Origin of the sequence: Mitsuokella sp. AF33-22, assembly GCF_003475755.1 — a bacterium.
GTDB lineage: Bacteria > Bacillota > Negativicutes > Selenomonadales > Selenomonadaceae > Mitsuokella.
Genome location: NZ_QRQA01000009.1, coordinates 6314 through 20824, shown reverse-complemented (window position 1 = coordinate 20824; position 14511 = coordinate 6314). Strand labels below are relative to the sequence as shown.

The window sequence follows — 14511 nt, the reverse complement described above, 5'->3', positions numbered from 1 at the left end:
ATGAAATGACAGGGAATGGAGCGGATGACTATGAGAAGTGATTTGATAACAGGTTTGATAGGGGCACTGTTCTCCGGATTTTACCTCTATGAAACCACTACCGTCAAGGTGTTTGGCGGCTCCGCCACGGCCGGGGTCAATGCGCAGACGGTGCCGAAACTTTGGGGCGGCTGTCTGCTGGCCCTCAGCATTATCCTGATTGTGCGCGGCCTGCTCAAGATGAGGAAGGAGACAGGCAAGACTTCGCTGCGCGACATGGTGCAAGCCATAAGGAATCGCAGAGAGGTTGCCTATACATTCATCTTGCTGATTTTGTATGCGGCTCTGATGAAACCTGTGGGCTTCATCATCACGAGTATTGTTTACGTGTACCTGCAGATCTGGGTCCTGACGCCAATTGATCAGCGCAATGGCAAAGTCCGGAAGATTGCCGCCGGCCTGGCAGTGTTCTTTTCCATCAGTCTGTATTTCCTCTTCACGAGATACCTGATGGTCATGCTGCCGGCAGGGATCTTGAGATGATAGGAGATGAGGTGAAATTATGGATCCATCTATTCTGGTTCAAGGTGCCATGTCGGTATTTTCCGATCCGCTGACACTGGGGTTCATCGTTCTGGGTGTCTTCGTGGGCATCATCTTCGGTGCTGTCCCGGGCCTGACGGCGACGCTGGCACTCATCATGTTCTTGCCTGTCACGTACACGATGACGCCGGTACAGGGCTTGTCCACATTGGTTGCCTTGTACGTCGGCGGCATCTCAGGCGGCCTGGTTGCAGCCATCCTGCTGAATATACCAGGCACACCATCTTCCATCGCGACGACCTTTGACGGTGCGCCGATGGCAGCGAAAGGCGAGGCCGGCAAGGCCCTCGGCGTCGGCGTTGTGTTCTCCTTCGTCGGCACGATCTTCGGTTTGATCATGCTCGTGACGATTTCGCCGCTGCTCGCCAGTGTTGCCATCAAGTTCGGCGCCTTTGAGTACTGTGCGGTTGCCGTCTGTGCGCTGGCTCTCGTCATCAGCCTCGCGGGACGCGATCTCGTCAAAGGCCTGATGGGCGCCTTCTTTGGCCTCATGATTGCCACGGTAGGTCTTTCCCCTGTCGATTCCATGAAGCGTTTCACCTTTGGCTTGAGTGAACTCACGAGCGGTTTTGCCCTGTTGACCATCCTCATCGGCCTGTTCGCCATTACGGAAGTAGCGAAGGCTGCGGAAGAAGTTCGTCAGAAACAGGATATGCGCGTGGAAACGAACGTGCATATCAAGGGCTTCGGCTTTACGCTCAAGGAATTCTTCGGACAGAAATTCAATGCACTGCGTTCGTCCATCATCGGCTGCATCATCGGCATCCTGCCGGGCATCGGCGGTGCCATCTCCGGCATGCTCTCGTACACGGCAGCCAAGAATCAGTCGAAATACCCCGAGAAGTTCGGCACGGGCATCATGGATGGCATCGTGGCATCTGAGACGGCCAACAACGCCGGCATCGGCGGCGCATTGATCCCGCTCCTGACGCTCGGTATCCCGGGCGATGCCGTCACGGCTATCCTGCTCGGCGGCCTGATGGTGCACAACATCGCCCCTGGCCCATTGATCTTTGAGAAGAGCGGCGTCGTCATCTACGGCCTGTTCGTTGCCCTGTTCCTTTCCGCCATTGCCATGCTGTTCATCGAGCTCTTCGGCATCCGCGTGTTCATCCGCGTGCTGACCGTACCGAAATACTTCCTGCTGCCGATCATCATGGTACTCTGCGCCATCGGCGCTTTCGGCAACAGCAACCGTATCTTCGATGTCTACAGCATCATGGGTTTTGGTCTTGTCGGCTACGGCATGATCAAAGCGAAGATCCCGACGGTGCCGGTCATCATGGGTATCATCCTGGGACCAATCTTCGAGATGAACTTCCGCCGTGTGGCTCAGCTGCAGGGCTCTGGTGAGACGCTGATGAGTCACCCCATCGCTGCTGTCCTGACGGCTGTGGCTGTCGCAGCACTTATCTTTTCCTTCATTATGAACCGCCGCGAAGCGAAGAAGCTGGCGGCTCAGGAAGCACAGAACAAAGCGTAAAATTTGAAGAAGCGTATAAAAATTAGAGAGAGGCGAATGAACATGAACTTGAAACGTATTCTTTCCACCATCGCATTAGGAGCTTGCCTGATTACCGCAGCGGGCTGCGGCGGCAGTGAAGAGGGGGCATCAAGCGGCGATGTCAGCAAGTATCCGGATAAGCCAATCAACCTCGTGGTAACGCACGCCGCCGGCGGCGACACGGACTACAATGCACGTCTGCTCGCGCGTTTGCTCGAGAAGGATCTCGGTCAGTCGGTTGTCGCGAACAACGTCACGGGTGCCAATGGCTCGATTGCACTCGAACAGTACAAAGACGGCGATAAAGATGGTTATACGCTGATCGCGACCAATACGGCAGCTTTAATCGGCAACAAGGCCACGGGCCTTTCGGATTTCAGCTATGAGGCATTTGAGCCGGTTGCCATCTACGGCAAGCAGGCTGGTGAAAATGTTGTCGTCCGTGCGGATTCCCCGTACAACACGATTGAAGATCTCGTAAATGCTTCGAAGGCCAATCCGGATACCATTAAATACGGCGTCTCGATGGGCGGCGGCGTTTACATCGCCTCGGTCATCATGGATAAGGAAATCGGTGCGAAATTCAATGTTGTCGATACGGGCGATGCATCCAACCGTCTGACCTCCCTCTTGGGCGGCCATGTTGATGCCACGTCCATCCCGTACAGCGGTGCGAAGGAATACATCGAGAGCGGGCAGCTCAAGTCGCTCGGCACGCTGCTTTCCTCGCGTTCTGAGATGCTGCCGAACATCCCGTCCCTGAGCGAGACGTATCCGGACCTCTCGGTTGATACGTACTACGTCATCCTGGCCCCGAAAGGCACGGATCCGGCCATCGTCGAAAAACTCAACAAAGCGATTATGAAAGTCGTCAAGGAGAATCCGGAATACAAGACGGAAGTCGAAAAGATGAACTTCCAGGCTCCGTGGTGCCTGAGCGTCGAGGATACGAAGGCAGAACTCCAGAAACAGTTGGATCACTTCATGAAATTCTCGCAGTACTTGAAATAAGAGATTACACAATGGGAGGCAGTTTTCATGAATGAACGTACGGTCATCACGATCAGCCGTGAATACGGCTCAGGCGGACGCGAGCTCTCGCAGATCCTGGCCAAGAAACTGGGCGTCAAGCTTTACGATCGCCAGATCATCAGCCTGGCCGCACAGGATGTCGGCGTCGAAGATATGAAATTCGACAAGCTGAAGAAGTTTGAAGAAGAGGTCCCGGCCTTGCCGGTCAAGTTCATGCCGTTCTATCTGTTCGGTGTCAAAGCCGGCCCGCAGACGTTGAATGACAAGCTGTTTGACTCGGAGTCGGAAATCATCCGCCGCCTGGCGGATGACGGCCCCTGCGTCATCCTCGGACGCTGTGCCGATTACGTCCTGCGCCGCCGCAAGAATACGTATTCGTTCTACATCTGTGCGAATGATGAGTTCCGCGCGAAACGCGGTCAGGACGTCTATGAGGGACGCAGCCTGACGGAACTCAATGAGGAAGACCTCAAGCGCGGTGGCTACTACAGCCATTACACGGGACGCAAATGGGGCGACCCCAAGTATTACAACCTTTCCATCAACACGAGTTACCTCTCGCTTGAGGCGGCGGCAGACCTCATCATCCACTATGTGGAGTCGCTGCAGGCAGCGGAGCAGGCAAAATAAGCATCCCTTTCAATCAATGTACCCTTACCTGGAGCTGTGCATGAGCCGGAAAATACCGGCTTGTGCACAGCTCTTTTCTAATGGTCTCATTATTGAGCTGGTCAATCATTGGTGCTATAATTTCAGATAGATTAGAACGAATTGTCCCAAGAGAAGGACAGCTGGTGAGGTGAATCATGAAACGATATCCAGTATTGGCCGTTTTACTGCTGCTGCTCTGGAGCCAGGTGGCGTCGGCACAGGTCGTGGTGGCCGAAGGCGAGGGCGCGGACCGGCAGAGTGCGCTGCGCGACGCGGCGCGCAATGCCGTGGAGCAGGTCGTGGGTACGCTGGTGGATGCCCGCACGCTCGTGCAGGGTGCTTCTGTGCAGCTCGACGCGATTTATGCAAGGTCGCAGGGCTTTGTCCGGGATGTGCAGGTGCTGGAGGAACGCCCGTATGGTGACGGGGTTCGCGTCAAGGCACGCATGGATGTCAACACGGATGCGGATGCTCCGCTGCTTGCCGATCTCAGCATGGTCATGAATCTCAACGATCCGCGCATTGCGGTGATCGTGAGCCGGGCGGACGGCAGCGGGCGCGATGCTTCTGCCGAAGCGGCCCTGAATCAGAAACTCGTGGCACTCGGCTTTCATCATGTCGTCGATCCTTCGCTTATGGCCGGCCTGCAGGGGGCGGAACGCCTCGGCAATCTCGCCGCGGGCGGTTCGGCCCTGGCTGCTGCAGGACGTACTCTTGGCGCGGATTATCTCGTGCTCGGTGAACTGACGGTCAGCGGCCAGACGATTTCATTGCCGGATGGTCAGGGCGGTTACAGCACGACGCTGCTCAAGACGGGAAATGCCCGCTTGACGGGCAGGATCCTGCGCTTTGATACGGGGGAGGTCCTCGGCACATTCGAGACGACGGGACGCGGCGCCGGCAACGGCCTCGAGGTGGCAGAGCAGGCGGCTGCCGCGCGTGCGGCTGCTGCTGCCGCGCAGAAGATGGAGGAACGCTTTCGCCATTTGAGTACGCAGCTTGGTCAGACGGTGGAGCTGCAGGTCTTTACGAGTGACCAGGAGGCAGTCCGACAGCTCGTGACGGATCTCAAAAGCCTCGGCACCGTGCAGGCCGTGTATCTGCGTGAGAGCGAAGCCGGCAAGGCCATCGTATCGGTGGAGACGGTCGAGCCAGCTGCAGCGCTCATGGACAGGCTAAAAGCGAAGAGCAGGCTGGGGATTTTCATCGACAGCGTGACTTCCGCGTCGGCCAGGCTGGCCGTTTCGCGCCGGTAAGCCGGCAGACTGGCAGGAACGTAATGATGCCGGCTGTGAATATATGATAGGGAAAAGAAAGAAGGTTTTGCGATGCGCATGTGCAAGTGGATGGTGCGGCTGCTGCTGCCGGTGTGCCTGTTCGCGCTCCTTGGCAGTCAGGCCTGGGCGGCTTCCAGGAGTATCCTGGAACACCCGGCCGTTGCCGTGCTGCCGTTTGAGAACCGGGGCATCCTGTCGAGTGAATGGAACCGTGAGGAGCTCGGACAGGTCTACGATTTTGCCTGCACGTCCCTGCTCGATGCGGACAAGTTTACCTTGGTGGAACGCGCGCGCCTGCGGGATCTGACGGATGAGTATTACCTGGCGGGCACGGGACTCATCGACCCTGAGAAGAGCGTGGAGCTCGGCCGCCTGGAGGGAGCTGAGTATCTCGTGCTCGGCAGCATCAACGGCGTGACGACCCGCCGGTCGCAGGCCACGGTGCTCGGCGCCGGCACGAAGCGCAGCCAGGTGGCGGCGACGGTAAGCCTGCGCCTTGTCGATGTGGAGACGGGACGCGTGGTCCTGGCGGCCATCGGCCATTCCCGCAAGCAGCATACGCTGACGAAGGCGCCGCTCGGCCTCATCCGCATCGGTTCCGATGAGGTGGATAAGCAGCAGGTGCTCGAAGCCCTGGAGTCTGCAGTCGATGATGCCGTCAACGGTCCGCGCGGCCTGGTCGCGCGCATGGAGGGCCGTGCAGGCCGCAGGAAGTGAGGCTCGTCATGCGATGGTGTGGGATCCTGATGTTCCTGCTCTGCTTCGTATGGACCAGCAGCGTACAGGCAGCAGGACTCTTTCGTCAGGCGGCGTCCGGGCCGGTCATCCTGATTGGGGAAGTCCAGTGCTACGGCGATGATGAACTCAAGAGCGCGTACTTCGATACCTTTGCCGATAAACTCGGTCAGTCCCTGCATGATGCGGGACTGGCCGCAGTCGGCCGGGCCGATGTCACGAATGAGGCGGGCCGCCATGATGCGGCAGACAGTACGGCCGAGGATACGGCGCTTTCCGACATCCATATGGATGCGATCATCCATGGGCACCGGTTCGACCGCGGCGAGGCCAGTGCGAAGCTCGCGCATTATGCCGATGCGATGATGGGCCGCGCGTATTTCCATGATGAGGCGCGGCTCGCGGACTGGCGCTCGCAGCCGAAGAGACCGTATTTCCTGACACCCGTCCGGCAGAGTACGATGCAGGAGATCGGGCGGAAGTACGGCGCCGATTACCTGCTGTTTGTCAATCTCAAGGATATCGATGTGCATCTGAAGCACAGCTGGTTCGCCACGCATACCGATGTGGAGACGCGGGGCAAGAAGGTTTCAGCGGCGCTTGATTATTATCTCGTGCGCGTGTCCGACGGACGCGTCTACGAGGGACACTGCGAGAACAGGAAGACGGCGCAGCTCCTGAATTTTGGCCTGGGCAGGACGGGCAAGGGTATGAATATCGATACGTTACTCAGTGAAGTCATGGAGGCGCAGACGAATGATCTGGTCAAGGATATGGAAGCTTCGGGCCTGCTGTCGCTGCGGTGACGGCGGCATCTGGCAAGGCTGCCGGCTTTTCGGCTTGACGCTGGTGCTGCTTTTTGCCTGCGCCCTGCCAGCGGAAGCCGCGCTGCCGCGCCTTGCGGTCGTGGGCTTTTCGAGCCGGATTGCCAAGACGGATATCGCGATGCGCGACCTCCCCGTGCAGCCCGAGGCGATGCTGCCCGTCATCCGGGACCGCCTGGAAGCGGAGCTGGCGGGAGATGACCGTTTTGAGCTCGTGGATTATGAAGGTGCGGTCAGGCGGGCCCGCCTGGATGAGGCGGATGTCATCTCCGCGCTTGGCCGCGGGGAAGTTGTGCCCGAGTTTGCCGACAAGGCCGATTATCTTTTGTACGGCTATCTGACGACGCTGAGCAACGTCAAGGCGCAGAGCGGCGTGCTGATGTTTTCCGGCCGGGACAAGACGGTTTATGCCGAAGTCAGCCTGCGCGTCGTGGATGCCCGCACGGGTGCGCTCGTCTTCGTCACGACGGCGGATTCGCGCCGCAAGAGCGAGCTCTCGTATCATGCCATCTGGCGGCGCGACGACCGCGGCGTGGAGGAGGCCATCGCGCAGGCGCTCGATGACGCGGCGACGAATCTGGCCGCGCAGTGCAAGGCGGCGATGTAATCCTGAGAATAAGTGAGATGTGTGTTGGAGCAGTCGAGGAAGGGAGAGATGTGCATGAAGATTCGACGTGCCCTGTACGGGCTGCTGGCGGCGGCTGTATGCTGGGGCGTGCTCGCGCCTGCGCCAGTCCTGGCGGCGGGCAATATCTGGATGGATGAGCATGCCGAGGTGCAGGCCAAGGATTTCAAGCGCATCATCCTTTTCCCCATCCGTTATGGCGAGGAGCCCGATGGCCGCGTGGATGAGCTGCAGGCTGACAACGAAATGCTCACGAAGCGCGTCCAGAAGCGCATCAAGAAGACGACGTTCCTGCGCTTTGAGGACCCGGACGATGCGAAGCAGGCGGACAAGTCCCAGGAAAAGCGTCAGATCATGCGGGACAATCCCGCCTATGAGAATCTGCTCCAGCATTATGCGACGGAGCAGGAACGCGCAAAAGCGGTTTACGATATCACGGGGGCGGAAGGCTACCTGCTGCCGCATATCCGCAGGGCCGATGTGCGCATCGATCATTCACCCGCCACGCCCGTTAGGGTCCGCATGGAACGGTATTACGATGAGATTAACGGGCCATACGGCGACCGCCATCGCGCGGGCTACCGCAGCTGGCGGCAGAACCATGTGATACCGGCGCACGACAGCCATCTGCAGATGCTCGATATGGATTTCACGCTTTATGATGCCTATACAGGCAGGAAGGCCATGACGCTCGTGGATTATTACCACTGCTATGAGGTGACGCATGAGCATGCGTTCGATCAGGTGGCCAAGAACTTCACGGGCGATTGGAACCGGCTCAAGGACGACCGGCCGCAGAAGGTGGAGAAGGATGCCCCGACGCTGGGGTTCGGCCCGCTGACGCTGCCGGACGAGACCGCACAGGATGAATTCTCGATGCGCACGATTTACTATGCGTATAAGGATGAGGCCGGCGATACGCTCCGCAAGGTCCGTGTCGTCGATGAGCCGGAAGCGAAGGCCCGCTACTATGTGCGCGGGACCGTGACGGACTATGCGCGCGGCGAGACGTGGGTGCCGCCCTCGGTGGAGACGTCTCTTGAACGCTACCGCACGGAGCATTTTACCTGGCGTGATGACAAGGGCAGGAAGAACGAGGGAGAGCGCATCTTCTATCGGACGAGCATCGCTGACAGCTTCGGCTATTACCGCTTCTGGTACCGCGTGCGGGCGAATCTGCAGCTCGTCGATGGCGTGACCGGGGAGGTGCTTCTCGAGAAATCGTACGATGAGGCCGATGCCGACCGCTATGCCAATGCCCTGCGCTCGATGTTCAAGGACTTCTATCGCCGCGTGGATCGTGCAATCGACACGCGTGGTGTTGAAGAATAGATAGTAAAGGCAAGAACCGATAGGAAATGGAGGAGATCCTATGAAAGTACGTATCACGAAAATGCTGTCCGTCCTCATGATGGCAGCATTGATGGTGGCAGCTTCGGCGGCCAGCGTCTTTGCTTCGGAGGGGCCGGACTGGAGTTCCGGCACAATCACGGTGGAAGGCACGGGCGTTGCACCGACGAGCGCCATGAGCGGCATTCAGGCCCGCATGCTCGCACGCCGCGCAGCCGTGGTCGATGCCTATCGCCAGATGGCAGAGATCATCAAGGGCGTCAATGTCGATTCCGATACGACGGTTGAGAATATGATGGTGACGAGCGATGTGACGAAGACGCACGTATCGGCCCTTATACGCGGCGCGAAGATCGTTTCTGAGAAGGCGCTCGACGACGGCGGCTATATGGTGACGATGGAGATCCCGATGTACGGCGCCTCCAATTCGCTGGCCAGTGCCGTGCTCACGCCGTCGACGGTGAAGGAAAGCTTCCCGGAGCCGCAGGCATCCGTTGCGCCGAGCCAGCCGGTCGGCCTCTCCGGTACGACGATGCTGCCGAGCACGACGGAAGGCAAGCTTGGTTCCTCAGCTGCCGCCGCACCTGCCGGCAAAGCCGTGGGCGGCTTCACGGGCCTTATCGTGGACTGCCGCGGCCTCGGCCTCAAGCCGGTCATGTCGCCGGTTATCCGCAATGACAACGGCCAGCCCATCTACGGCTACAAGAATCTCGATTCGCAGACGGTCATTGCCAACGGCATGGCAAGCTATGTATCGGATATCAGCCGCGCGACGCGTGCCGGCTCCAACCCGCTTGTCGTCAAGGCCGTGTCCGTGACGAACCACAGCGGCGATCCGGTGATATCCGTGGCCGATGCAAACCGCGTGCTCATCGAGAACGGCGCGACGGGTTTCCTCGATCGCACGAATGTTGTATTCCTGCGCTGAGCAGACGGATACCAGGAAAAGACGAAATGAAAAACAAAACGAGGCAGGAAGCAGCTGCCTCGTTTTTTGTACGGTTTTTTCTATGCGTATGGTATAATGAAAAAGATTGTATACAAGTAAAGACGCAGGCATGTGAGAGGAGTGATGACATGCCTATTAAGATTCCGAACAATTTACCAGCAGCACATATCCTTGAGAGTGAGAATATTTTCGTCATGGATGCGGACCGCGCCTACAGTCAGGATATCCGTCCGCTGAAGATCCTCATCCTCAATCTCATGCCCATCAAGTACATCACGGAAACGCAGCTCCTGCGCCTGCTCGGTAACTCGGCCCTGCAGGTGGAAGTGGATTTCATCTACACGGAGTCGTACACGCCGAGCCACACGCCGCAGGACTATCTGACGGAGTTCTACGGTACCTTTGCCGAGGTGCGCCACAAGAAGTACGACGGCATGATCATCACGGGTGCTCCGGTCGAGAACATGCCGTTTGAAGAGGTGGCGTACTGGGACGAGCTCACGGAGATCATGGAGTGGAGCAAGACGCACGTCTACTCGACGTTCCACATCTGCTGGGGCGCACAGGCCGGCCTGTACTATCATTACGGCGTGCCGAAGTACCAGGTGCCCGAAAAGATCTTCGGCGTTTACAAGCATCATCTCTGCGTCGAGCATGAGAAACTGTTCCGCGGGTTTGACGATGAATTCTACGTGCCGCATTCCCGCCATACAGAGGAACATAAGGAAGATATCCTCAAGGTGCCGGAGCTCACCATCCTGGCCGAGGCCGAGGGCGACGCCGGCGTCTACGCCATCGCGAATCTCAAGAAGCGCCAGTTCTTCATCACGGGCCATGCGGAGTACGACCCGATGACGCTCAAGCAGGAGTACGACCGCGATGAGAAGGCGGGCATGCATCCGAAAATCCCGCAGAACTACTATCCGAACGATGATCCCACGCAGAAACCTGTCGTGCGCTGGCGCAGCGTCGCGCATCTCCTGTTTGCCAACTGGCTCAACTACTACGTCTATCAGGAAACGCCGTACGTGCTCGACGAGCTGTACAAGGAGGAAGACGACTGATAAAGCATGCGCTGCCCGCTTCACTGAACTTTCATGGAACGCTTCTATAATAAGGCTCAGAACGAAAACAGGGGGTATGGAAATGAAGAAATGGGGCATTGGCCTTCTGGCGGCTGCTGTTTTGTTTGCAGCGGCGCCGCAGTATCCGGCCCAGGCAGCAGCCATTCAGGTGCCGGAGTCGGTTTTCCACTGGGTACAGTCTACCTCACGTCAGAATTACTATTTCAATAAAGAGCAGATGTGCTACGGCGTTGACAGCAGCGGCAACATCGATCTCAATACCTTGATCGTCCCGACGCTGCGCACGTATGACGATGTGCAGAAGCAGGATGTCGTCGACAAGAGACGCTGGAAGATGATGGCGACCGATGGTTACGATAACCTGGTCGGCTGTGCGGAATATCTGTCCTTCGATCTGACGGATAAGACCGTGACGGTCACGCAGCACGACGATCTCGACAATACCTGGACGGCCTTGTCGTCGACGCACGACGGCACGCCGATGAAGGTCTGCGGCCGTTCCGACAAGGACGTGGACGCGAAGTTCTACCGTGCCATCCTGCTTTACGCGCAGGAGCATCAGGATGAGCTCATCGCGCGCACGAAGGGGAATCTCAGCAAGGCTGACCAGAAGCTGCTGAAGAACGGGACGGACCCGCTGAATCTTTTGATCAAGCAGGGCACGTCCGCGCCTTCCGTGCAGAAAAAGGCGGGTGCGCGCCAGACGGCCGGCAGGACAGGAGCACAGAATGGCCGGTCAAAGTGAGGAGCTGATCATAAAGGCTAGAGAGACGCACGGCCTGACGCGGCAGGAAATCGTGACGCTGCTCGGCGATGCATCTGCGGAAGAACAGCTCGCACGGGCTGCCGATGCGGTGCGGCACGAGTTCGTCGGGGATGGCGTGCATCTGCGCGGCCTCATCGAGTTCTCGAATATCTGCCGGCAGGACTGCTGCTACTGCGGCCTGCGCCGCGAAAACGGGCGGATTGAGCGTTACCGCCTGACGGAGGATGAGATCGTGGAGCTTGCACGCAAGGCCAAAGGCTACGGCTATCGTACCGTTGTCCTGCAGTCGGGCGAGGACATGCATTTCTCTGCGCCCGTCATGTGCCGCATCCTGCGCCGCATCAGGCAGCTTGATATTGCCATCACGCTCTCCATCGGTGAGCGAAGCCGTGAGGAGTACAAGGCTTTCCGGGAGGCCGGGGCCGACCGCTACCTGCTGCGCATTGAGACGACGGATGCCGCACTCTACCATCGCTATGATCCGGGCATGAGCCACGAGAACCGGCTGCGCTGCCTCTGGGATCTGCGCGAGCTCGGCTATGAGGTCGGCACGGGGACGCTCGTCGGGCTGCCGGGGCAGAGCCTCGCGTCGCTGGCCGACGATGTGCTCTTTTATCAGGAACTCGATGCCGATATGATCGGCATTGGCCCGCTGATCCCGAACGGTGATACGCCGCTCGGCAAGGCTCAGCCCGGGGACTTCCACCTGACGCGCCGCATGGTATCCATCCTGCGGCTGCTGCTGCCGGAGGCCAATATCCCGGCCACGACGGCCATGGAGACGATGGTGCCGCGCGGCCGCGAGGTCATCCTTTCCTCGGGGGCCAACGTGGTGATGCCGAATGTCACAGAGGGCGACTACCGCCGCAAGTACGCGCTGTATCCCGGCAAGATTTGCGTGGCGGATACGCCGGCAGACTGCCGCCAGTGCATGCAGGGGCGCATTGCGGCCATGGGGCGCTTTGTCGCCCGTGACAAGGGGTTTCGCCATCATCGGGAAGCGAAGATTTAGACGATGGAACGGGACGCATGCAGCCTGCATGTGTGCGCCGTCAGGAAGGGAGACGCTGCGATGAAACAGTATGCGGTATTGGATATCGGCGGCACGGCCATCAAATACGGCCGTGCAACGGAAGACGGGCGTTTCCTGGAGAAGGGCTGGCGCCCGACGCTCGCGCAGGAAGAGGGCCGGGACGGCATCGTGCGCAAGGTCATTGCCATTGTGCACGAGCTCGGTCAAAGGGGCGAGCTCGCGGGCGTGGCCATCGATACGGCCGGCATCGTAAAACCGGGCTTTGCGGGTGAGATCGTCTTTGCCGGCGAAGCGAGTTTTCCGGGCTACAGCGGCACGAAGCTCGCCGCGCTCGTCACCGAAGCGACGGGACTGCCCTGCTGTCTCGAGAACGATGTCAACGCGGCGGCCCTCGGCGAATACTGGCAGGGAGCGGCCAAAGGTGCTTCTTCTGTCTTTATGGCGACGGTCGGCACGGGCCTCGGCGGCTGCTTCCTGCTCGACGGCAACGTCTGGCATGGCGCCGGTCACAGTGCCGGTGAGCTCGGCTTCCTGCGCCTTCATGGCGAGAAGCGCATCCTCGAGGAACTCGCGTCCACGCGGGCGCTTATCCGCGAGGCATCCTTCACGCATCACATGAGCCCTGCGGAGCTTTCGGGAGAGCAGATCTTCCTTTGGGCGCAGCAGGGTGACGAGGATGCCATGCTTGCCATCCATGACATGGCCGCGGCCATCGCCGAGGGGCTGTCGGCCATCTGCTGCCTGCTGAACCCCGAGGTCATCGTGCTTGGCGGCGGTGTCATGGCTCAGCGCGAGATGCTGCAGCCAATAATCGAGCAGCAGCTCGATATCCTCGTCATGCCGGCCATGCGCGCGGGCACGCGCCTGGAATTTGCCAGACTCGGCAACGATGCCGGCATGCTCGGCGCTCTTTACGCCTTTCTGCAGGCCGATGCAAAGCAGGCACAATGATTCATCGGTTTCATCGAAAAAAAGAGGGACAATCCCTTCTGCACGTCGTGTATTGCGTGTGCGAGGGGGATTGTCCCTTTTGGTTTTGGCGTGAGCTGGCCATATGCCGGGCGGGTCAGTGGAAGAAGATCATGACGAGGCCGCCGATGGCCGGCATGCCGACGATGAAGACGCGCAGCAGGCGCAGCGGTGCGAGATGCGTCCATTTGGCGCCGAACCAGGCACCGACCATGAGGCCGATGATCGTCTGGATGAAGATGGCGAAATCGAGGCGTCCGTTGAAGAGATAGCTGAGGCCGCCGGCCGCCGAGATCGGCAGGATGACCATCATGCAGGTGCCGATGGTCTGCAGCAGAGGCACGCCAAAGACGACCATGAGCGCGAGCTGGATGTAGGCGGCGGCGCCGATGCCGAAGGCGCCGGAAAGGAAGCCCATGAAGACGCCGATGGCAAGGCCGTAGATCCAGAGCCTGCGCCCCGTGAGCGGCTCCTGGCGGATGTGGATGTGGCGGCCGAGCCATTCGGCCTGGTACATCTTGATGTAGAGTGTCACAGCGCTTGAGAAGAGCATGAAGCCGGTGATGAAGCTCAGGATACCTGAGGGCACGAGATTCGAGAAATTCGCGCCGCAGTAGGCGCCCGTGATGCCACCTAGCCCCATGATGGCGCCGGTCTTCACGAGGACCTCATGCTGGCGGAAATGACTGATGGTGCCCGAGAGCATCGTGAAGACCATGGAGGCCAGGGCCACGGCGAGCGCCGTGTGGATGGGGACATGGAAGCCCACGGTCAGGAGGGCAATCGTGACGCCGGCGCCGCCGGCTCCGACAAAGCCGATGAGGGCGCCCAGGATGAGCATGGAGATGAGGAGCATGAGAATCTTCCTTTCCGATGGCAGATGGGGTGAGGGGAAAATAACAAAAAAGCCAGGAGCGAAATCGCATCCTGGCTGTATCATGCAATGGTGACACCTATGGGATTCGAACCCATGAACCCGGCGTGAGAGGCCGGTGTCTTAACCGCTTGACGAAGGTGCCGATGGTGACGCCTATGGGATTCGAACCCATGAACCCGGCGTGAGAGGCCGGTGTCTTAACCGCTTGACGAAGGCGCCGTGGTGACACCTATGGGATTCGAACCCATGAAC

The 14511-nt window shown here is 59.2% G+C and carries 15 protein-coding genes and 2 tRNA genes; 14 read left to right on the top strand and 3 right to left on the bottom strand.

What is annotated here, in order from left to right:
* Positions 1-30 precede the first annotated feature (30 nt).
* The 14 genes from DWZ54_RS06880 (at position 31) to DWZ54_RS06815 (ending at position 13364) form a co-directional block, all read left to right on the top strand.
* Positions 31-522 (top strand): tripartite tricarboxylate transporter TctB family protein, encoded by a 492-nt coding sequence (locus tag DWZ54_RS06880; protein ID WP_158558788.1) that lies wholly within the window; start codon positions 31-33, stop codon positions 520-522.
* Between the two features lie 19 nt (positions 523-541).
* Complete coding sequence (locus DWZ54_RS06875) at positions 542-2065, top strand: tripartite tricarboxylate transporter permease (RefSeq protein ID WP_118475044.1); 1524 nt, start codon at positions 542-544, stop codon at positions 2063-2065.
* A gap of 42 nt (positions 2066-2107) precedes the next feature.
* Positions 2108-3097: a tripartite tricarboxylate transporter substrate binding protein gene (locus DWZ54_RS06870; RefSeq protein ID WP_118475191.1), complete on the top strand. Its 990-nt coding sequence runs from the start codon at positions 2108-2110 to the stop codon at positions 3095-3097.
* Positions 3098-3124: 27 nt separating this feature from the next.
* Complete coding sequence (locus DWZ54_RS06865; RefSeq protein WP_118475042.1) at positions 3125-3748, top strand: AAA family ATPase; 624 nt, start codon at positions 3125-3127, stop codon at positions 3746-3748.
* Positions 3749-3924: 176 nt separating this feature from the next.
* A complete protein-coding gene (locus tag DWZ54_RS06860; RefSeq protein WP_147369906.1) occupies positions 3925-5025 on the top strand; it encodes a hypothetical protein in 1101 nt (366 codons plus the stop codon).
* 72 nt (positions 5026-5097) lie between these two features.
* Entirely contained in the window at positions 5098-5763 is a 666-nt protein-coding gene (locus DWZ54_RS06855) for a CsgG/HfaB family protein (protein WP_118475038.1), read from the top strand.
* Positions 5764-5771: 8 nt separating this feature from the next.
* The gene (locus DWZ54_RS06850; protein ID WP_147369905.1) at positions 5772-6587 is read left to right on the top strand and encodes a hypothetical protein; all 816 of its coding nucleotides are present in this window, start codon (positions 5772-5774) and stop codon (positions 6585-6587) included.
* Positions 6538-7212: a hypothetical protein gene (locus DWZ54_RS06845; RefSeq protein WP_118475034.1), complete on the top strand. Its 675-nt coding sequence runs from the start codon at positions 6538-6540 to the stop codon at positions 7210-7212. The genes DWZ54_RS06850 and DWZ54_RS06845 overlap by 50 nt, the downstream gene beginning before the upstream one ends.
* 54 nt (positions 7213-7266) lie before the next feature.
* Complete coding sequence (locus DWZ54_RS06840) at positions 7267-8562, top strand: hypothetical protein (protein ID WP_147369904.1); 1296 nt, start codon at positions 7267-7269, stop codon at positions 8560-8562.
* Positions 8563-8602: 40 nt separating this feature from the next.
* Positions 8603-9508: an LPP20 family lipoprotein gene (locus DWZ54_RS06835; protein WP_118475030.1), complete on the top strand. Its 906-nt coding sequence runs from the start codon at positions 8603-8605 to the stop codon at positions 9506-9508.
* A gap of 149 nt (positions 9509-9657) precedes the next feature.
* Complete coding sequence (gene metA, locus DWZ54_RS06830) at positions 9658-10593, top strand: homoserine O-succinyltransferase (protein WP_118016201.1); 936 nt, start codon at positions 9658-9660, stop codon at positions 10591-10593.
* 82 nt (positions 10594-10675) lie between these two features.
* On the top strand, positions 10676-11359 hold the full coding sequence (locus DWZ54_RS06825; protein WP_118475029.1) for a hypothetical protein: 684 nt from the start codon (positions 10676-10678) through the stop codon (positions 11357-11359).
* A complete protein-coding gene (gene hydE, locus DWZ54_RS06820; protein ID WP_118475027.1) occupies positions 11343-12392 on the top strand; it encodes a [FeFe] hydrogenase H-cluster radical SAM maturase HydE in 1050 nt (349 codons plus the stop codon). Before DWZ54_RS06825 ends, hydE begins: the two co-directional genes overlap by 17 nt.
* A 60-nt stretch (positions 12393-12452) precedes the next feature.
* Positions 12453-13364 carry an ROK family protein gene (locus tag DWZ54_RS06815; RefSeq protein ID WP_158573631.1) on the top strand — a complete coding sequence of 304 codons (912 nt, stop codon included), beginning with the start codon at positions 12453-12455 and terminating at the stop codon, positions 13362-13364.
* A gap of 115 nt (positions 13365-13479) precedes the next feature.
* Here DWZ54_RS06815 and DWZ54_RS06810 read toward each other — a convergent pair whose 3' ends face one another.
* The 3 genes from DWZ54_RS06810 to DWZ54_RS06800 all read right to left on the bottom strand — a co-directional run bounded on the left by DWZ54_RS06810 (position 13480) and on the right by DWZ54_RS06800 (position 14478).
* Positions 13480-14238, bottom strand: coding sequence for a sulfite exporter TauE/SafE family protein (locus tag DWZ54_RS06810; RefSeq protein WP_118475024.1), 759 nt, complete (start codon positions 14236-14238; stop codon positions 13480-13482).
* Positions 14239-14326: 88 nt separating this feature from the next.
* Positions 14327-14401: transfer RNA gene (locus DWZ54_RS06805), tRNA-Glu, on the bottom strand.
* Positions 14402-14403: 2 nt separating this feature from the next.
* Positions 14404-14478 (bottom strand) — tRNA-Glu (locus DWZ54_RS06800).
* Positions 14479-14511: the final 33 nt, after the last annotated feature.